Origin of the sequence: Sporosarcina trichiuri (assembly GCF_030406775.1) — a bacterium.
In the GTDB taxonomy this organism is placed as follows: domain Bacteria; phylum Bacillota; class Bacilli; order Bacillales_A; family Planococcaceae; genus Sporosarcina; species Sporosarcina trichiuri.
The window spans coordinates 3038235-3056487 of sequence record NZ_CP129119.1; the positions used below are offsets into that span (position 1 = coordinate 3038235).

At 54.9% G+C, this 18253-nt stretch carries 27 protein-coding genes; 24 read left to right on the plus strand and 3 right to left on the minus strand.

Features of this window, described 5'->3' with window-relative positions; genetic code table 11:
* Positions 1–5: 5 nt before the first annotated feature.
* Complete coding sequence (gene cydS, locus QWT68_RS15630) at positions 6–125, plus strand: cytochrome bd oxidase small subunit CydS family protein (protein ID WP_425313921.1); 120 nt, start codon at positions 6–8, stop codon at positions 123–125.
* Positions 126–254: 129 nt separating this feature from the next.
* Here the strand turns inward: cydS and QWT68_RS15455 are convergent, their stop codons facing one another.
* Positions 255–446 carry a hypothetical protein gene (locus QWT68_RS15455; RefSeq protein ID WP_144036074.1) on the minus strand — a complete coding sequence of 64 codons (192 nt, stop codon included), beginning with the start codon at positions 444–446 and terminating at the stop codon, positions 255–257.
* 98 nt (positions 447–544) lie between these two features.
* On the opposite strand from QWT68_RS15455, the gene rlmD reads away from it, so the two are divergent.
* Positions 545–1915, plus strand: coding sequence for a 23S rRNA (uracil(1939)-C(5))-methyltransferase RlmD (gene rlmD, locus QWT68_RS15460; protein ID WP_290148874.1), 1371 nt, complete (start codon positions 545–547; stop codon positions 1913–1915).
* Here rlmD and QWT68_RS15465 read toward each other — a convergent pair.
* Together QWT68_RS15465 and QWT68_RS15470 are read right to left on the minus strand one after the other, a co-directional pair.
* The gene (locus QWT68_RS15465; RefSeq protein WP_290148875.1) at positions 1912–3336 is read right to left on the minus strand and encodes a recombinase family protein; all 1425 of its coding nucleotides are present in this window, start codon (positions 3334–3336) and stop codon (positions 1912–1914) included. The genes rlmD and QWT68_RS15465 overlap by 4 nt on opposite strands.
* An 83-nt stretch (positions 3337–3419) precedes the next feature.
* Positions 3420–4079: a helix-turn-helix domain-containing protein gene (locus QWT68_RS15470; protein WP_290148877.1), complete on the minus strand. Its 660-nt coding sequence runs from the start codon at positions 4077–4079 to the stop codon at positions 3420–3422.
* Between the two features lie 174 nt (positions 4080–4253).
* Here QWT68_RS15470 and QWT68_RS15475 point away from each other — a divergent pair, with 174 nt between their 5' ends.
* The 22 genes from QWT68_RS15475 to QWT68_RS15580 all read left to right on the plus strand — a co-directional run bounded on the left by QWT68_RS15475 (position 4254) and on the right by QWT68_RS15580 (position 18183).
* Positions 4254–4493 (plus strand): helix-turn-helix transcriptional regulator, encoded by a 240-nt coding sequence (locus tag QWT68_RS15475; protein WP_290148878.1) that lies wholly within the window; start codon positions 4254–4256, stop codon positions 4491–4493.
* A gap of 209 nt (positions 4494–4702) precedes the next feature.
* Positions 4703–5107, plus strand: coding sequence for a hypothetical protein (locus QWT68_RS15480; RefSeq protein ID WP_290148880.1), 405 nt, complete (start codon positions 4703–4705; stop codon positions 5105–5107).
* The gene (locus QWT68_RS15485) at positions 5101–5283 is read left to right on the plus strand and encodes a hypothetical protein (RefSeq protein WP_290148881.1); all 183 of its coding nucleotides are present in this window, start codon (positions 5101–5103) and stop codon (positions 5281–5283) included. Before QWT68_RS15480 ends, QWT68_RS15485 begins: the two co-directional genes overlap by 7 nt.
* A gap of 82 nt (positions 5284–5365) precedes the next feature.
* Complete coding sequence (locus tag QWT68_RS15490) at positions 5366–5587, plus strand: hypothetical protein (RefSeq protein WP_290148883.1); 222 nt, start codon at positions 5366–5368, stop codon at positions 5585–5587.
* 464 nt (positions 5588–6051) lie between these two features.
* The gene (locus QWT68_RS15495) at positions 6052–6486 is read left to right on the plus strand and encodes a hypothetical protein (protein WP_290148885.1); all 435 of its coding nucleotides are present in this window, start codon (positions 6052–6054) and stop codon (positions 6484–6486) included.
* On the plus strand, positions 6483–7673 hold the full coding sequence (locus QWT68_RS15500; RefSeq protein ID WP_290148886.1) for a DUF2800 domain-containing protein: 1191 nt from the start codon (positions 6483–6485) through the stop codon (positions 7671–7673). The genes QWT68_RS15495 and QWT68_RS15500 overlap by 4 nt, the downstream gene beginning before the upstream one ends.
* Before the next feature lie 65 nt (positions 7674–7738).
* Positions 7739–8314 carry a DUF2815 family protein gene (locus tag QWT68_RS15505; protein WP_290148888.1) on the plus strand — a complete coding sequence of 192 codons (576 nt, stop codon included), beginning with the start codon at positions 7739–7741 and terminating at the stop codon, positions 8312–8314.
* Between the two features lie 57 nt (positions 8315–8371).
* Entirely contained in the window at positions 8372–8905 is a 534-nt protein-coding gene (locus QWT68_RS15510) for an HNH endonuclease (protein WP_290148889.1), read from the plus strand.
* Positions 8884–10839 carry a DNA polymerase gene (locus QWT68_RS15515; RefSeq protein ID WP_290148891.1) on the plus strand — a complete coding sequence of 652 codons (1956 nt, stop codon included), beginning with the start codon at positions 8884–8886 and terminating at the stop codon, positions 10837–10839. The genes QWT68_RS15510 and QWT68_RS15515 overlap by 22 nt, the downstream gene beginning before the upstream one ends.
* Before the next feature lie 207 nt (positions 10840–11046).
* Complete coding sequence (locus QWT68_RS15520; protein ID WP_290148893.1) at positions 11047–11274, plus strand: hypothetical protein; 228 nt, start codon at positions 11047–11049, stop codon at positions 11272–11274.
* Positions 11275–11290: 16 nt separating this feature from the next.
* Positions 11291–12202: a DUF6273 domain-containing protein gene (locus QWT68_RS15525; protein WP_290148895.1), complete on the plus strand. Its 912-nt coding sequence runs from the start codon at positions 11291–11293 to the stop codon at positions 12200–12202.
* Positions 12203–12206: 4 nt separating this feature from the next.
* Entirely contained in the window at positions 12207–12461 is a 255-nt protein-coding gene (locus QWT68_RS15530; protein WP_290148896.1) for a hypothetical protein, read from the plus strand.
* Positions 12446–13117, plus strand: a complete 672-nt coding sequence (locus QWT68_RS15535; protein WP_290148897.1) for a sigma-70 family RNA polymerase sigma factor — start codon at positions 12446–12448, stop codon at positions 13115–13117. Before QWT68_RS15530 ends, QWT68_RS15535 begins: the two co-directional genes overlap by 16 nt.
* Complete coding sequence (gene thyX / locus QWT68_RS15540) at positions 13114–13797, plus strand: FAD-dependent thymidylate synthase (RefSeq protein WP_290148898.1); 684 nt, start codon at positions 13114–13116, stop codon at positions 13795–13797. Before QWT68_RS15535 ends, thyX begins: the two co-directional genes overlap by 4 nt.
* Positions 13794–14672 carry a hypothetical protein gene (locus QWT68_RS15545; RefSeq protein ID WP_290148899.1) on the plus strand — a complete coding sequence of 293 codons (879 nt, stop codon included), beginning with the start codon at positions 13794–13796 and terminating at the stop codon, positions 14670–14672. The genes thyX and QWT68_RS15545 overlap by 4 nt, the downstream gene beginning before the upstream one ends.
* A gap of 1 nt (position 14673) precedes the next feature.
* Complete coding sequence (locus tag QWT68_RS15550) at positions 14674–15084, plus strand: hypothetical protein (RefSeq protein ID WP_290148901.1); 411 nt, start codon at positions 14674–14676, stop codon at positions 15082–15084.
* Entirely contained in the window at positions 15081–15794 is a 714-nt protein-coding gene (locus tag QWT68_RS15555; RefSeq protein ID WP_290148902.1) for an N-6 DNA methylase, read from the plus strand. Before QWT68_RS15550 ends, QWT68_RS15555 begins: the two co-directional genes overlap by 4 nt.
* Complete coding sequence (locus QWT68_RS15560) at positions 15794–16090, plus strand: hypothetical protein (RefSeq protein WP_290148905.1); 297 nt, start codon at positions 15794–15796, stop codon at positions 16088–16090. Before QWT68_RS15555 ends, QWT68_RS15560 begins: the two co-directional genes overlap by 1 nt.
* A 15-nt stretch (positions 16091–16105) precedes the next feature.
* A complete protein-coding gene (locus QWT68_RS15565) occupies positions 16106–16759 on the plus strand; it encodes a hypothetical protein (RefSeq protein ID WP_290148906.1) in 654 nt (217 codons plus the stop codon).
* Between the two features lie 90 nt (positions 16760–16849).
* A complete protein-coding gene (locus QWT68_RS15570) occupies positions 16850–17287 on the plus strand; it encodes a hypothetical protein (RefSeq protein ID WP_290148907.1) in 438 nt (145 codons plus the stop codon).
* A complete protein-coding gene (locus QWT68_RS15575) occupies positions 17232–17852 on the plus strand; it encodes a hypothetical protein (protein WP_290148909.1) in 621 nt (206 codons plus the stop codon). Before QWT68_RS15570 ends, QWT68_RS15575 begins: the two co-directional genes overlap by 56 nt.
* A gap of 13 nt (positions 17853–17865) precedes the next feature.
* Positions 17866–18183: a nucleoside triphosphate pyrophosphohydrolase family protein gene (locus QWT68_RS15580; protein ID WP_290148910.1), complete on the plus strand. Its 318-nt coding sequence runs from the start codon at positions 17866–17868 to the stop codon at positions 18181–18183.
* Positions 18184–18253 lie beyond the last annotated feature (70 nt).

The following is an 18253-nucleotide window of genomic DNA, read 5'->3' on the forward strand; positions in this document are numbered from 1 at the left end:
ATACTATGGAACAGTTCATCATATTCTATGCACCTTTCATCGTCCTCATCGGACTGATCATCGCCGCGTTCGTCGTGGCACCGATGGACGGATGGGTTTTGAAAAATGAAAAAAAGAAGAAGTGAGAGGAGAGCTGCCCGCGGGCAGCTCTTTTTGGTGGGGGGAGCGAAAATTTGCGGCTGACCGCTCCATTCCCGCGGCCGGCCATCTGGTTGCATGCGAATCTTCTGCCGCGCTGAATGCCCTTCCACCAATCAGAACCAAGATTGAATGGTCGGCTCCGCTGCCGCTCCGCATTTTCTGTTGAGGGAGTGGCAGCGCTGAGCGCTCCATTCCGGGGACGAACCGATCAATTCCAATGCCGAACCGATCAATTCCACCGGCCAACCGCTCAATTGCACTGCCGGACCGATCAATACCATCAGCCAAGTGATCAATTCTGCCAACGAACCGCTCTATTCACGCAACCCGCCCATTCCCCCAAGCACCCGCCGCCAACCTATGATAAACTACAGGTCAGACCACAAACTGGAGGCACCGAACCATGACCTATGCAGTCCACCAAAACGACAGACTCGTCGTCCAAATAGAAGACCTCACGCACGACGGCTCCGGCGTCGGCAAAGTGCAGGGCTATCCGCTTTTCATCCCCGGCGCGCTGCCTGGCGAGGAAGTCGAAGTAAAAGTCGGCAAGACACTGAAGAACTACGGCTTCGCCAAGCTGCTCAACATCCTCACGCCGTCCCCCGACCGCATCACGGGCCCGTGCCATGTGTATCCGGAATGCGGCGGCTGCCAGATCCAGCACCTGACGTATGACGCACAGCTCAGACAGAAACAGAAAACCGTCCGGGACGTCATGGACCGCATCGCCAAGCTCCCGGACGTCCCTGTGCATCCGACGCTCGGCATGGACGACCCATGGCGTTACCGCAACAAATCCCAGATCCCGTTCGGAGAGCGCGAGGGCCGGATCGTCTCCGGCTTCTACCGCTCAAAAACGCATCACATTGTCGACACCGACGTCTGTATCATCCAGAGCACCGAAGCCGACGACCTCATGGCCATGCTGAAGCGCGAGCTGCAGATACTCGGTATCGACACCTACGACGAACGCACGCACAAAGGCTTCCTGCGCCACCTCGTCGTCCGGAAAGCACGCGCGACCGGCGAGCTCATGGTCGTCCTCGTCACCGCCCGCCGCAAATTCCCGGAAGCGGCGCAAGTCATCGACGCCATCAAACGCACCGTGCCGGACGTCACGTCCATCATGCAGAACGTCAACACCCAGAAGACCAACGTCATCTTCGGCGATCAAACCCTCTGCCTCTACGGCAAGGACGTCATCATCGACACGATCGGCGACGTCGACTTTGAAATTTCGGCCCGGTCGTTCTACCAGGTGAACCCCGTCCAGACGGAGACGCTGTACAGCAAGGCACTCGAATATGCCCAGCTCACCGGACAGGAAACCGTCATCGACGCCTACTGCGGCATCGGCACGATTTCGCTGTTCCTCGCCAAGCAGGCGAAAGAGGTATACGGCGTCGAAATCGTCCCGCAGGCGATCGAAGACGCAAAACGGAACGCCGTCCTGAACGGCATCGGCAACGCCCATTTTGAAACAGGCGCATCGGAAGACGTCATTCCGAAATGGTACAACGAAGGCAAGACATTCGACGTCCTCGTCGTCGACCCGCCGCGCAAAGGCTGCGACGAAAAACTGCTGGAAACGATCCTCACCCACAAACCGGCCCGTATCGTCTATGTCTCCTGCAATCCGGCCACGCTCGCCCGCGACCTGCGCATCCTGGAGGACGGCGGCTACAAGACACAGGAAGTGCAGCCGGTGGATATGTTCCCACATAGTACACACGTCGAAGTTATCAGCAACATAGAATATAAAGGGGACTAAAACGCCCAGAAGAACTCAATACTGTCATCGCTCACCACGATGCGGTCGATCAGCTTTGCCAGCAGCATCTGCTGATCGTGCAGGTTTTCAGACGTCCAGTCAAAATCTTCAAGCCGGTAAATCAGGGACTCTAGCATGTCCGGATTTACCGGCTTTTTCTCTTTGGCCAGGTTATCCAGCTGCTCCTGGAGAGCTTCTCGCTTTGTCGTCAGTTCGTCCATTTTTGTTTTCATGACGTCGATTGGAATACTATCCAGGCTGTAGAGTTCCAGGAGCTTTGCAAGCTGCCGTTCTGCGGCGGCCTTTTCTTTTTGGAGGGCCTTTATAAGATGCGGCGACTCAGATATTTTTACGCGGGAATGGCGGATATCATCAGGAGTCAGCGCTTTGACGCGTCTAATTACCAGCTCCTCCAGAGGCTCTTTCCGCTCCGACGATTTTGTGCAAAGGGGATCTTTCACCATACGACTATTGGTTTTTGATCGGGAGTAGCAGGTATAGTAGCGCATGGAGTCTCCGTTTTTTAGCTTTCCGCCAGATCGTCCGTGCAGCCGTGCCCCGCAATGTCCGCAATACACAAGACCCGTCAGCAGGAAGCGTTTTGCGAATGCATCCGGTGTCGCTGGACGCTTCCGCAGCAGGTCCTCCGCGGCATCAAACTGGCTGGTGTCGATCAGTGCGCTGTGACGGCCCTCGTAAATTTCCCCGTTATATCGAATCTTCCCCAGGTATACGGGGTTCTGCAGGATCTTCCGGACGGTCGTCTGGCTGCGAACAACACCTGGGAAGCGGGCCTCCGTGTCCTTCAGAATTCCATGGATACTTCGCCCCAACAGGAATTTTTCAAAGATGAACCGCACACATTCGGCTTCATACGGATTGATGTGAAGCTCACCGTCTATATAGTTGTACCCGGTAATTTCACGTTGATCACCTCCGCCGCCGTGCCAGTACCCTTCCTTCGCACGTGCCTCTTTCCCCATCATCGACCGTTCTCGGATCTGCTCCCGTTCCAGCTGGGCAAAAACGGACAGAATCCCGATCATGGCTCGCCCGAATGGCGTGGACGTATCAAAGGACTCGGACAGGCTGACAAAATCAACGCCCTTTTTCAAAAATACCTCTTCGATCAGGTACAGCGTGTCCTTCTGTGATCGGCTGAGCCGGTCCAGCTTGTACACCAATATGACATCTACCAGCTGTTGATCGATATCCCGCAGCATCGTCTGTAGCCCGGGCCGGTTCAGATTCCCGCCAGAGAATCCGGGATCCGAATACAGCTTCACGACAGTATGCCCTCGGGAGGCTGCATACGCCCGCAGGCGCTCTTCCTGGACTCCGATTGAATACCCCTCACGTGCCTGTTCCTGCGTCGAGACACGGACATATAAGCCTGCACGCAGGCTCTGATCACCTAACATAGCCTCACTGCCTTTCTGGATATGAAGAAGGAGCAGCACATGAGCCGCTCCTTCCGTGTGTAATTGATGGGTAGCGCTACCAATCAAAGTCTGAATTTCACTTCTACCGCTTTCCCGATAATTTTTACAGGATGGTCTTCATCCACAAAGATCGGATCGTACTCTTTATTTTCAGGATACAAGATCATTCGATCGTTCTGGATCCGTACGCGTTTCAGCGTGGCGTCTTCATCGCCATTCAGCAGGACCGCTGCTATCTCGCCGCTTTCTACTTCCGGCTGGTGGCGAATCAGTACAAGCGATCCGTTTGGAATCACGGGCTCCATGCTGTTCCCGTTTGCTTCCAAGTAGTAAAGCTCACCGGCCGGCAGCAGATCCGGAGATTCGTTTCGGTACCCTTTGATGTTCTCAACTGCCAGCAAAGGATCGCCGCAGGAGATCGACCCGAGAATCGGGATGCGTACTGACGCAGGAGCGACGGTCCGTATGTTCCGAGCCAAGTCAAAGTCTTCTTGAGTCTCGCGGATGTACATCGGTTGGTCTTTACTATCGTACCCATAAAAGTACTCGATGGAGACATCGAACAGCTTCGCCATTTTGGATAGGCTGTCCATCATCGGTTTTGCCGCTCCTCTTTCCCAAGCTGAGATAGAGGTTGGTACCAGGTCCAACTTTTCCGCTAGATCTTTCTGCGTCATCCGTTTGGCTTTCCGCATCGCTTTGATTTTCTGACCCACGCTCATCGTTTTTCCCTCCCTTCATTGAAGCTAACTCCATTATACTTGTAGTTTTCTACAATTTCAATGTATCCTTTGTACCAAAAATGACGAAAAACGAATTTAATTGTATAAAAGACTTGTAACTACAATTTTGTTGTAGTAGTATACAAGTATCGACAAACACAGGAGGTGCAACCGATGCAATACACGCTCGATCAAGCGCGGAATTTAGCGAACCTGACGCAGCCAGAGATGGCCGATCACCTGGGCATGTCCTTGAAAACCTACGTCCAGTATGAGAAGTACCGGAACATTCTACGGATGGACAAGGGCTATCTCTTCGCAAAGAGGGTTCCCGTTCCATTCGACAGTATTATTTTTTTTCCGGACCAAGTACAAAAATCTTGTAGTTGCGACAATCGGCAGCTGGTGCAATGAGTATGACGCCCATCAACGGGTGGCCGGGGAACGGACGAGAAATACTCGGCGAATATAGGGGAAGGACGTGAGATTGTGAGACCCATTACTGATTACGACCGCAACGGTCAAGTGATACCGGACATTACCAAAGTGATCTTACCTCAGCAACTGAGCTGGGAGCTCTTCCAGCTGATGAACAAGCCAAAGGAAAAAGAGGGTGGCATTGCATGACAACCTTCATTGGCACATTCGGCATCGGCCATCTACGGCACCGATGCTACCAACCGATCCAGGCTGATACAGCAGAGCTGGCCGCGCAACACATGGCAGACCGGCATGGCTATGACTGGTCAACGATCTACCCTCTTGAAGAGTACAAGAGTCTGCAAGACCTCGGGCACTTCAAGGGGCATCAACCGCTGCCGACACTCGGAGTTGAAACAGCTTTTACGGATATCGTCCAACAATTCTTTGACCGTCGGTACTCAGAGATCATGACAAGCCGAAGTCCGTTCATCAGCAAGCAAGAGCGGCTGCAGATCCTCCAGCAGGATATTTGCTCGGCGTATAGGGAGAAACCCGCAGAACGGCCACATGCCCTACTGCGAGACATTGAGCTGCAGCTATGCTGACAGGACCGGAGAAGCTAATTGTTCTGCTGAAGATGCTCCCCTGGATCTATATGATCGGCCACTGGGGCTGGTGGTTCATCAAGTTTGAAGAGAGGAAGGAAGCGCGATGCAGACCGCAGTCGGGCACCGTTGTCCGCTTGGACATCAGTTCTGGACAGAAGCGACGCTCCGCTTAGAGCAACTGCATGATTTGCGCTGCCCCGTCTGCGGCGAGAAAGACATTGAGTCCGACTGTACCATACCTTTGGAGGTGAGACCGTGGAACATGAAAGCGTGGAACGAACTCTCCGCACGGGCTATCCAGAAGCAGAAGCACGGCTGGTGACCCACTGCGGCAGTTGCGGTGGAGAGCTGTATGAGAAAGAGGAAGTCCTGCTGCACGACGAGGATGTATTCTGCGACAACGACTGCTTACTGGATCATCTGATCGACGCCGGACATGTCTGGGTGAAGGTCCTCGATGAGGAGGTGCCGGTGTGAACAAGAAACGCCGCAAGCGCTGGCTCCAGAAACGGCAGAAAGATTACCGGCGGACGAAGTTTATACAGGCATTCCGGGAGCACTTCGTCAAACGAGGACTACTTTGAAAGGAGGGTTGTTAAACAGTGTGCGAGTATTGCGATTCCGAAAAGGATGCTTGGGGACGTCGACGTCCGCTTTATGTGCAGACATTTCCTCTTAGAGGGCACCCCATCCCAAAAATAAAGCGGAATGCACTGAAAATCTACCGAGAAAAAAACAACAAGAAAAAATATTTTCTAGGCGTCTACTCAAAAGACATCGATGGAGACGGTTTGGTTTGGCGGAATAACGGATTCATCATGAAGAAACCTATCAACTTTTGCCCAATATGCGGCAGAAACTTAAAAACACCCACTCGGCAAAGTGGGCGCTCAGGTAAAACATCTTTCCCGCAGTATACCACAAATGAGGAGGAAACAGAAATGAATTTCACGCTCACTATTGATGCGCCGGAGCTGGCGCAAGCGATCAACAATCTGGCAAATGCCTTGGAAGTCAATCCGCTCCCGACCTCGCTGCCTGCAGCTGAAACGACAAAGAAGGCACCGGCTGCCGCGAAGAAGCCGGCAGCCGTTACAAAGAAGGAAGAGCCGAAGCCTGACCCTGTTCCCGAGACAAAACTAGAAACACCGGAGCCGGTGAAGGAAGAACCAAAGAAGGAAGCAACTGCTACTGCTGAAGCGCCAGGCATGACGCTGGAAACCGTCCGCACGAAACTGGCCGCGTTCGCGTCTGCCGATAAAGCGAATCAGGTGAAAGTGAAAGACGCGCTCCAATCACTCGGCGTGAAGAAGCTGACGGACGTCAATCCGGCAGACTACGGCACGCTGCTGGATGCGATCGGGTTATCCGCATGACGGCGATCAATCATGCCGAGCGGGCACACGCCAAGCTGAGTGCGTCCGGATCCTCCCGCTGGATGGCGTGTACGCCGTCTGCTGCAGCGGAAAAAGACTTACCGGACAGCACGTCCATCTTTGCGGAAGAGGGCACGGCCGCGCATGAACTCTCCGAGCTGTTCCTGCAGTACGAAATCGGGGAGATCAGCAAGCGGGCGCTTTCCATCCGTGTCAACAAGTTCAAAGCGAAGAACGAACACTACTCGCAAGCCATGGAGGACTATGTGAAGTCGTATGTCGATGTCGTGATGGAACGGGTGAATGAAGCACGAGCCGCAACGCCGGACGCCCTGGTCATGATCGAGCAGCGACTCGATTTCAGCGAGTGGGTGCCGGAGGGCTTCGGCACCGGAGACGTTCTTATCATCGCTGACGGTCAGCTGGAGGTCGTCGACCTGAAGTATGGCAAGGGTGTGCCGGTCAGTGCCGAAAACAACTCGCAGATGCGGCTGTATGGTCTGGGTGCGTACGACCGCTATAGCGTACTGTATGACATCGACACGGTGCGGATGACGATTGTCCAGCCCCGGCTTGACAGTATCTCCAGTGAGACGCTGACCGCCGACGAACTGCTTTGGTGGGGCGAAGAGGAAGTTCGGCCGAAAGCGCAGATGGCCTGGGACGGCGAGGGCGAGTTCGTGCCCGGCGACCATTGCCGTTGGTGCAAGATTGCCCCGGTCTGCCGAGCCCGTGCGGAAGAGAACCTGAAACTCGCAGAACACGACTTTGCCGAACCGGCCACGCTCTCCCATGAGGAGGTGGCTCAGATCCTGCCCGTCGCCGATCAGCTGCAGAAGTGGGCGAAGGATATCTCCGACTACGCACTGGAGCAAGCCGAGAAACACGGCGTCAAGTTCCCCGGCTTCAAGCTGGTCGAAGGTCGGAGCAATCGGAAGTACAGCGACACGGATGCGGTGGAACAGACGCTGCTCGAGAACGGGGTCTCAGAAGACGCGTTCCTCGAGAAGAAGCTGTTGACCATCACCAAGCTCGAGAAGTCGATCGGTAAGACCGTGTTCAGCGACCTGCTGGGCGACCTGATCGAGAAACCGCCCGGCAAGCCGACGCTCGTCCCGGAGGACGATAAACGGCCGGAGCTCAGTTCTGCCGCGTCAGCTGCCGCAGACTTCGGCGACGACCTATGAAACTGTGAAAAAGGTAGGGAAAAGTAGGTCGAATTACAATAAACCAACTACTGGAGGAATTATAAATGGCGAAAATTAACGGAACGAAAGTGACAACGAACGAAGTACGCATGTCTTATGCACAGGTGTTCGAGCCGAAAGCAGCACCTGGATCGACAGAAGAGAAGTACAGCGTTTCTCTCCTGATCCCGAAGACGGACACAGAGACCATTCAGGCGATCGAGCAAGGCATTGCGGCGGCTCAACAGGCTGGTGTCGAGAAGTACGGCAAGAAGTTCCCGGCGAACCCGAAAACGACGTTCCGGGATGGGGACGAAGAGCGCCCAGACGATCCGGCATACAAGGGGCACATGTTCCTCAACTGCTCCAGCAAGACGAAGCCGGGCATCATCAAAAAAGCGGCACCCGGCAGCGGCGTCAAGTTCGTGGAGATCACGGACGAGAGCGACTTCTACTCTGGCTGCTACGGCAAAGCGATCGTGAACTTCTTCGCCTATGACGCACAGGGCAACCGCGGCGTATCGGCGGGACTGAACAACCTGATGAAGACTCGTGACGGAGAAGCGTTCGCTGGTAAGGCAGCCGCGGAGGATGATTTCGCGGATGAGTTCGAAGATGAAGATGACGATTTCCTAGGTTAATAGCAGGAGGGCTGGACAGCCCTCTTTTTTATACACAAAAGGAGGAGCTTGATAACGTTGACCCTGGAAGAGTGGAAAGACATCCCCGGGCATGAAGGCAAATACCAAGTAAGTAATCTCGGACGAGTAAGAAGTCTCGATAGGTATGTGCGAGGAGAGACCAAAAATGGGACGGAATTTAAACGACTTGCTCGAGGGAAAATCTTAACTCCTGGTGTTTTCACCAAGTGTGGGCACCTATCTCTGCCTTTAGGTCGTCGGACACACGGAAGGCCAGTCCATCAATTAGTTTTATTAGCATTCGAGGGTCCCTGTCCTGAAGGGATGGAAGTTAGACATTTGAACGGAGACCCACAAGATAACAGGCTCGCTAATCTCGAATACGGAACTCGAACAGAAAATATTCTCGATGTCTACCGGCAAGGGAAACGGTGGAGGAAGCTCAGTACAGAAGACGTTCAAGAGATTAGAAGAAGGCTTGCTTCAGAAGAGGCAGTGAAAAGCATAGCAGCTTCATTCGAAGTATCCATCGTGACTATTTACAACATAAAGAAAGGGGTCTTTTACGGTTGGTTAAAACCCTCTCAATAGATATTGAGACCTACTCCGACGTCGACCTGATCAAGTGCGGCGTGTATGCATATACCGACTCTCCGGCGTTCGAGATCCTGCTCTTCGCCTATTCGGTCGACGGTGGACCCGTGGAGGTCGTCGACCTGGCACAGGGCGAACAGCTGCCGACAGAGATCCTATCAGCGCTGACCGATCCCGCTGTCCAGAAGATCGCCTACAACGCAAACTTCGAGCGGACCTGTATCGCCCGGCACTACGGCATCAGCCAGCCGCCGGAACAGTGGAAGTGTACGGCGGTGGATGCCTCTCGGCTCGGCCTTCCCGGCTTCCTGGACGGCGTTGCACAAGCGCTCAAGCTGGACGTGCAGAAGGACTCGGCCGGTAAGGCGCTCATCAAGTACTTCTCCGTTCCGTGCAAGCCGACGCAAGTCAACGGCGGCCGTACTCGGAACCTGCCGGAGCACGACCCGGAGAAGTGGCAGCAGTACATCGAGTACAACCGCCGCGACGTGGAAGTGGAGATGGAGATCCGCAAGAAGATCGACCCGGCGCTGGACGTGAGCCCGGAAGAACAGGCTCTCTGGTCGCTCGATCAGCGTATCAACGACCGCGGCGTCCGAGTGGATCTGCAGCTGATGGAACAGGCGATTGCCTGCAATGAAAAGGTCGCGTCTGCCTTGAAGCAGCAGTCGAAACAAATTACAGGACTGCAGAACCCGAACAGCACCGCTCAGCTCAGTGGCTGGTTGGAAGAGCAAGGGCATCCGCTGCCGAACCTGCAAGCAGACACCGTGGACGACCTGCTGGCGACACTTCCGGACGGAGACGTCAAGCAGGTTCTGACCAACCGTCGGCAGCTGTCGAAAGCGTCCGTCTCGAAGTACAAGGCCATGCAGCGTTCCGTCTGTTCAGACGGCCGCATCAAAGGGTTGCTGCAGTTCTACGGAGCCGGCCGCACCGGTCGCTGGGCAGGTCGGATCGTCCAGGTGCAGAACCTGACGAAGAACTACATGAAAGACATTGAGAACGCGAGCCGGGTGGTCAAGTCCGGCCAGTTCGACGCCATCCCGCTGCTGTTCGATGAGAGTCCAAACGACATCCTGTCTCAACTGGTCCGTACAGCGCTCGTCGCGTCACCTGGTAACCGGCTCATCGTTTCCGACTTCTCGGCGATTGAAGCGCGAGTCATTGCCTGGTTTGCCGGGGAGCAGTGGCGCCTGAACGTCTTCGAGACGCACGGCAAAATCTATGAAGCGTCTGCGTCGGCCATGTTCAACGTACCGATCGAGAACATCGGGAAAGGCAGCGATCTCCGGCAGCGCGGGAAAGTCGCGGAACTGGCCCTCGGCTATGCCGGAGGAACCGGTGCTCTGAAAGCGATGGGTGCCCTCGACATGGGTTTGGAAGAAGGAGAGCTGCAAGGACTAGTAGATGCCTGGCGCGGCGCCAACCCGAACATCGTTCGGTTCTGGCACGCCTGTAACTCAGCAGCCATCGAAGCGGTGGAAGGCCGCACAGCGGTCTCCACGCACAAGCTCACGTTCGATTACCGGAAAGGCATCTTGTACATCGTCCTTCCGTCCGGTCGCCGTCTCGCTTATGTGCGACCGCGGATTGAAGAAGGCAGATTCGGGCAGCCGGCTCTCGTCTTTGACGGTCTCGACTTCAACCGCAAGTGGGGGAAGGTTGAGACGTTCGGCGGGAAACTGGTCGAGAACATCGTCCAGGCCACGGCTCGGGACTGCCTGGCCGTCTCCATGATGAACGTGGAAGCGGCCGGCTATGAGATTGTCATGCACGTCCACGATGAACTGGTCACCGACACACCGTACGGCTTTGGAAGCCTGGCCGAGGTAGAGGAGATCATGGCACAGCCCATCTCCTGGGCGCCTGGCCTGCCACTCAACGCTGACGGGTTCGAGACCGAGTTCTATATGAAGGAGAAGGACTGACGTAGTCGACAGAAGATGCGAAGGAGTGAATATCATGCTATTTGTGTGCGATATATGTGGAACAACAGACTGTGATTGCGATGAAATATGGTGCGACGAATGCGGAGAGTTGCTTCAGGATTGCGAGTGTTGATACACATCCCGAAGAAACTGCGCACTCCCTGAAACGGCATGAAAGTTACCAGCAAGTCAAAGGAGGGATCCTTATTGAAACCACCCATCAGTTTGGTCGACACCAAAGCCGATAAGCTCCAGCAGGACAAAGCCGAAGTGCAAAACGCAATCCAGTACATCACTAGCATCATACCCGAACAGATTCAGGTATTCGCCTTACACGCAAAGATGCTCAAAGCCAAAAAGGACGCCCTCATGCAGGAAGGGTTTTCCGAAGAACAGGCGATGGAGATCGTCAAGACCCGCCCCATTTTCGAATAAAAAGGAGGAACTACACATGACTGAATCGATACAGAACGCCCTACAGAAACTCCAGGAAGCGATGGTCGCCACGGCACAAGCCGCGGCTGCCGTCTCTGCGCCACCCCCGTCACTTGAAGAACAGTCGACCGAAGACCTGCTGCAGCTGATGACCGAGGCACTTGCGGAAGTGATCCGCCGGCAGCAGCCGGACCCGCTGACGCAAACACAAGCTCTCGGGAACCTACCGGTCGGCGCCATTGTTCGGGATCGACACTCCAGCTACCGCGGCGAAGTCATCCTCTGGCAGACCGCCGATCATGGTTACTACCGCCAAGGAGAAACCACGTTACTGGCAAAGAATATCCTAGCCTTCAAAGCGTTTGACGCAGCAGAGCCGGACAATCCGGATGAGTACCGATCGCGCTACGGCAACAATGACTACAACGACAGCAATCTGCTGCAGTGGCTCAACAGCGTCGGGCCGAACTGGTTCTCGCCGCAACACGCCCATGACGCGCCGCCGACAGAAGAGAACGTCAGCAGACGCCCATATGCAGACGAAGCGGGCTTCCTGACGAGTGTTTCCCAAAGACTACAGATCGAATCTGGAGACGTATTCCTCCTTTCCGCCGAAGAAGTCGGGTTGCAGGAAGGGAAACCGATGCAGCTGTTCACCGACAATGATTCCCGGAAAGCCTACCCGACCGAAACGTGTGTCGAGTTGGACGATGAAGGGGAGACGGATGAACCGGACTGGTGGTGGCTCCGCACCCCGAACGCCGCGAGTTCGTACGGCTCGCGTAGCGTCTACTCGGGTGGCACGTTGAGCGGCATCTACGCCTTCATCGGGAACTATGGTGTCCGCCCCGCTTTGAATCTGAAATCCGCTCTCCGGGTAACTGCGGAACCAGATGAACACGGCGTCTATGATCTGGTGTGGGTGTGAATTCATGGCAAAGCCGACTCACACATTCACGCTGACGGACAGTGATCGGAAACAGCTGCATCGGCGGGTGCACGAACATATCCGCCGCGGCTTCCGCCCGCTCAAGTTCTACAACATCGAAACCGAACGCAGTCAGATGACTAATTGCGGGTACAAAGACGGGTTCGGTGAATACCATCGCCAGCGAGAGTCGACCGGCAGCACCACTTACTGCGCGGTGATGTCCGGGAGGTTGAAAGAAACATGCAGAAGCTCATAGACGGGGAGTGGCACACGCCGGAAACTCTCGTCGAACAGTATAAGCGGCTGGTGTACAAACACGCCATCCGTTACGCCAAACGGGACCTGCACTTCCGGGAAGACCTGGTGCAGGTCGGGTATCTCGGACTGCTTCGTGCGTTTGAAAGGTTCGACCACGAGCAAGGTATCAAATTCATCACTTATGCGACGGATTACATCTGCGGGTATATGCAGCGGACGTTTGACCTGGAACGGGTGATCCACGTACCTGTCCAGGTTGTCCGCAACGCCTGGCGCATCGAACGCGACAACTTATGGGCATTGCCCGACGAAGACATCGCGGAGCGTCTCCGAATTACCCCGGTTGCTGTCCGTAACGCCCGTCTGTACTTCGACCATCGGCAGAGCACAGCCAGTCTGGATAAGACGGTGGACGACGAAGGCGAGCTGGACGGTCACGGTAGAGCGGGCGTACTGGATGATTACAGCATGCTGCTGATGGACAGCTACACGGAAGGGCTCAACGACCGTGAAAAACTCATCGTACAACGGCTGATGGCCGGTCAGATATATGAGGATATCGCCGCGGAATACGGCATTACGAAATCCCGCGTCGGCCAGTTGGTGCAAGGCATCCGGCGCAAAGTGAAACGAAATCAGGAGGCGATGGAATGATACAGGTATTGGATAGAGGGTACGTCCGTCTGGAAAACAAGATGGGCAGCGATTTGACGATCGTGAATAGTGCACGCGTGTCCTACGACAAGAAATCAGAGGAACTGACAGAGAAGGACAAAGGGTTGATCCGATTCTTAATACGGGAAGGGCATACCAGCCCGCTCCGACACGCCATGATGACGTTTGAGATATACGCCCCGCTAATGGTCGCTCGGCAGTGGTGGAAGTACGTGGTCGGCAGCGACCATACGATGGACAGCTGGAATGAGTCATCAAGACGCTACCTCAGCGAAGATGAACACTTCTACATCCCCGGCTCCCATGAGTGGCGCGGTAAACCGGCAAACAGTAAGCAGGGCAGCGCCGGACCGGTCGATACGATCCTCGGCATCAGCTTGACCGACAATCTACTGCGCCATATCGACAGCTCGATGGAGCTTTACCGCATGGCGCTGGAGGACGGCGTCGCCCCGGAGCAAGCCCGGCTCTTCTTGCCTGCGTATGGCATGTATGTCCGGTGGTATTGGACAGCCAGCCTGCAAGCGGTGCTGCACTTCCTGGATCAGCGTCTGGAGCATGACGCGCAGAAAGAGATCCAGCTGTACGCCGAAGCTGTGGAACAGTATGTCACCCGGGAGTTTCCGGAAGTCTATCAAGCGTGGAGGGATCAGCGATGACGACTGAACAGAAAACAATGATGAAAGACGTCTACGAACAGCGGAAGAAACGAAAAGCCCTGATTGCGTCTGTCGAAGCCGCAGGTCTGACGAAGGAAAAATATGAAAATCTGAAAGCGAATAAGGTAACGGACGGCAAGATCATCGAGCAGTTCGGCCTGTACGCGACGAAGCTGAACAACTGGAAAAAGGCTGTCGGCCTGTTGGACGGTCCATCTGCTGCACCTGCAGAAGAGAAGAAGCTGCCGGCAGACAATGACCTGAAAGACAGTCTCTCCCGTCTCAAGGAGAAGTTTGACACTCCGGCACCGTCGCCTGACGTTGAGGAAGTTCCAGAGATTGAGAATCCGTCCCTCCGTGAGAAAGACGTGCTGACACCGGTCAGTGAAGTAACGATCAACTATGAAAAGATGTGCGAAACCAAAGATAAGGAGATCGCCCGTCTGGCGACGCTGAATGAAAGTCTGAACGGCAAGATCGCCCGAGTCAACGAGAAGAACGCAGAGCTGGCTGCCGAGAACAATAAGCTGTATCGAACCAAGCCAGAGGCTCCTGATGCAGATCTCGTCGCTGACCTGCGGCAGCGGATTGCTAGTCTCGAGAAGGAGCTGTCCGATCGGAACACTGACAGCGAGAAAGCTGACCAGGCGATTGTGGAGCTGACGCAGGAACTTCAGGCCGCGCATCACCGCATCGAAGCCTTGAAAGCGACGGAAGCTGACTATCTGCAATTGGAGGTCGACTACCGCAACCAGCAGACTGCCTATGACCGGCTCCTGCAGCGGCAGAACAGCCTAGAAGAGACGGAGCAGATCAACCACTGGTTGATGAAGCGCTGCGTCGCGCACGTCGAACAGCAAAGCGAGGTGCAGTGAGATGACCATGATGATGATGGGTCTGATGGTTGCCCTCAGCGTAACCCTGATTGTTACGTCTGCCCTGTATATGACGAAGATTGGAAACCTGCAGGCAAAAGTGAGTGAACTGCAGCATGAGGCTCTTCAGCACGAAACACGGAGCGAGTGGCAGATGGAGCGCTTTGAAAGCCAGCTGGAGCGCCGGGATCTCCGTATTGAGGCGTTCGAAAAGACTTACGAAAACCCCGTTCTCGCGGAAGTGCACCGCAAGCTCGCCAAGCAGACGGAAAAAGGTCTGAAGAAATACGGGCATACCGTGCGACCGGAGCAGTATCGGGACGACCAGTGGCTGCTTCACCTGCAAGAAGAATTGATTGATGCCGCGGCATATGCGGAATCACTGATGCAGAAACGGAATAAGCAGGAATGACTGACGCGCCGATCTACCTGTCCATCGACGAATGGAACCAGCTGCTCGGCATCAATGACAGCTATAAAGCCCCGGATGCCCTCTGGCGTATCCTCAAAGATAAACAGCGTCGGGAAAACCTGTTCCGCGAAACGCTCGAACTGCATCGGTACCAAGTCGATGTGGACTGGTTCCACCAATATTTCCAGGAAGAACACGCCCAGCGGAAAAAGTACGGGCAGGACTTTACCCCAAACAGCGTCAGCACGCTGCTGGCTCGAATCGTCAATCCAGACGGTGAAGATGGAAACTACTACGAGCCGTCTGCCGGCTCCGGGGGCATCGTGATCCGCAAGTGGGACGAAGACCGCTGTCAGCACACACCGTTCAGCTACCGTCCGTCGATGTACCTGTACCGGCTGGACGAATTGAGCGACCGAGCAGTGCCGTTCCTGCTGTTCAACACGATGCTGCGCGGAATGAATGCGGTGATTGTGCACGGCGATGTGCTCACGAAAGAAACGAAAGCTGTCTATTTTGTCCAGAACGATGCCGACGATCACCTGCAGTTTTCGAACCTATACCGCATGCCGGTCAATCAGGCGACTGCCGATCACCTGGACATCGTCTGGGCAGATGGCGCGATATATGAAGAAATTGATACACCTGGCGAATGGCCGGCACACGTAACCGGCGCCATGCAGGCGCTGCAGAAAAGGAGTGGGGAATAATGGGAAATTTGAGACGGCGCGGGGTAGATCCGCGAAAGGTAGACAACAAAGAAATTCAGTTCACTACATTAGCTGTATACCGAGGGAAGGTTCATTTGGTCGCCTGCCGAGATGTACAGGCCCGCGAGGCAATGGATACGACTGCTAGACTTGGCACAGACACTTTGATCGAAACAAAACTGCAGGACGATGAACTGCTCGAACTGCTGGCCGGTGATTCTGCCAAACTGCGAGAGCTGCTGGGACTGCCTCCTGTGACAGAGGAGGGTTCTTATGACAGAGGAGGGTTCTTATGACAGAGGAGGGTTCTTATGACAGCTGAAACGAATGCGGAGCGGTTGGAGCGATGTAGGCAATTCGCGAGTGCCGAAGATATCGACTGGCTCATCCAGCAAACCGAGCGAGCGCAGGAGTTGGACAAGGCCCTGTCTGATGAAAACGAATTACACAACGCAATGTATGACAAAGCTGTCGGATTGGATAGGAAAAACGCCCGTCTGCGGGACCAGGTAAAGGACCTGGAGGACTTACTAAAACAGGAGCGACAGAACGCCCAGTACCAACATGATCGGAAGCACCTGAACGCCGAGCGAGCGCAAAAGTTGGAGAATCAGATAATCGCTATAAAAATATTATTCGAAAATGAACAAAGGGAAAACGTCCGTCTGCGGGAAGCGTTGTACGATATAGCGGAATGCAATTTGGGGATCATTCACATTGCCGAAGCAAGTGAACGTGCCCGACAAGCCCTGAAAAGGAGAATCGGAATGAGAACTCAGGCCATTATCACAATCCGTCAAGAGACCACGGAAGCAGAAGCAGAATTGATCAGAGCTGCCTTCTCGGACGCAGCGATCGTCGACCGTTTGAAAGAGCACATGGAGAGCGAAATCCGAGAAGGATTTTTGGATGGTTTTCCTGCTGAAGTGACTCTCGATCTTCAATTGATCGAGGACACGCCATGAAACAGCTCACGGAACAGCAGCCCGTGACCGCTGCCGACGTCGACCGCCTGATTCGCCAGATCGATACCCTACTTGAAGGAGGAACCGCAGATGATGACCATCGCTCAAAAGAAACAACAGACAAAAGAGTTGCTGGATGACCTGAAACAGAAACAGAAGGCCGCACGGAAAGACAAAGATGAGAAGGAGGCCGCCCGTCTCCAAGACCTGATCTATCAGGAGCAGGTCCGGGTGGATAAGTACCGAGTCAGTGTGAAGCCCGTCCGTTTCAAAAACGGCCACGTGGTCAATGGTGCGCTGATTGACCAGTACCGCAAGAAGCTGCCGAAGACCGGTGAGCTGACCGCGTACTTCGAAGAAGGACCTGAGGTGCCGCGCTTGCTAGTGCTGGCGCACTCGACCGGCAAGATCGCCCTCGTCGACTGGTCGGAACACTTCGACTCGGTAAAATTGCCGGAAGGAGAGGATCTGCTTGAAAGACTGGGAATCGTTCTTACGGAAACACGCCAAGTCCATCGTGAATCCTGATCATTTATCCTCGTTCGCGCAAGGCATCAACTTTAACGGAGAAGGCCGCGCTTATCTGTCAGACGGCATCCTCGCTGTCCGGCTCAGTGGACTGCCCGAAATCGGCTTCAGCTATGTCGAAGACCTGAACGGCAAACCGATGGACGTGGAAGCGAAACTGCCGGAACGACTGAATCGGCTCTTCGACCAGGAGATGGAGGGCGCGGTCACCGTGAGCACGAAAGAGCTGCAGCAGGCCGCGGATTTGCACACGTCGCTGCGGAAAGCAGTGCAGGGGGCAAAGGCTGCAAAAGAAGCGCTCTACCGTGTCGATCTGCAGCGGGTGGATGGTGCTCTCCGGCTGTCGCATAAGACCGAAGAAATCAGCGGATACACCGTTCTTGCGGAGAGACCTTGGGAGGACTGGCCCGTGCAGCATGTCGCGGGAGACCGCCTGCTGGCCGCGGCCAAACTGTTTGCGGAAGACTATGAAACTGTGAATCTGGAGTACCGGAACCGAATGATGATCCGGCTCTCTGCCGGCAACCTGGAAGCCGTGCTTCTCGGCATCCGGGTGTACGACTGAAGGAGGAACTGCTATGGAGCTGAATGAGTATCAACGACAAAGCGCCCGAACGGCGCAAGAACACGACCTGGAGCAGCTGAACTACGCCCTCGGGATTGCCGGAGAAGCCGGAGAAGTGGCCGACCTGATCAAAAAGCGTTTCTTTCACGGGCACACCACCTCGTCGGAGGAGCTGAAGAAAGAGCTGGGAGACGTGCTGTGGTATCTGGCGCAGATCTCCCGCATCTTCGGAATTACCTTGGAAGAGGTCGCCGAAGGAAACATCGAGAAGCTGCAGCACCGGTACCCGGACGGCTTCAGTGAGACACGCAGTATCGGACGGACGGAATAGCAGTCGAAAGCGAGGTACCTGTATGGTGCAGAATATTGACCGGAATCCACAACTGAATATCCAACACGAC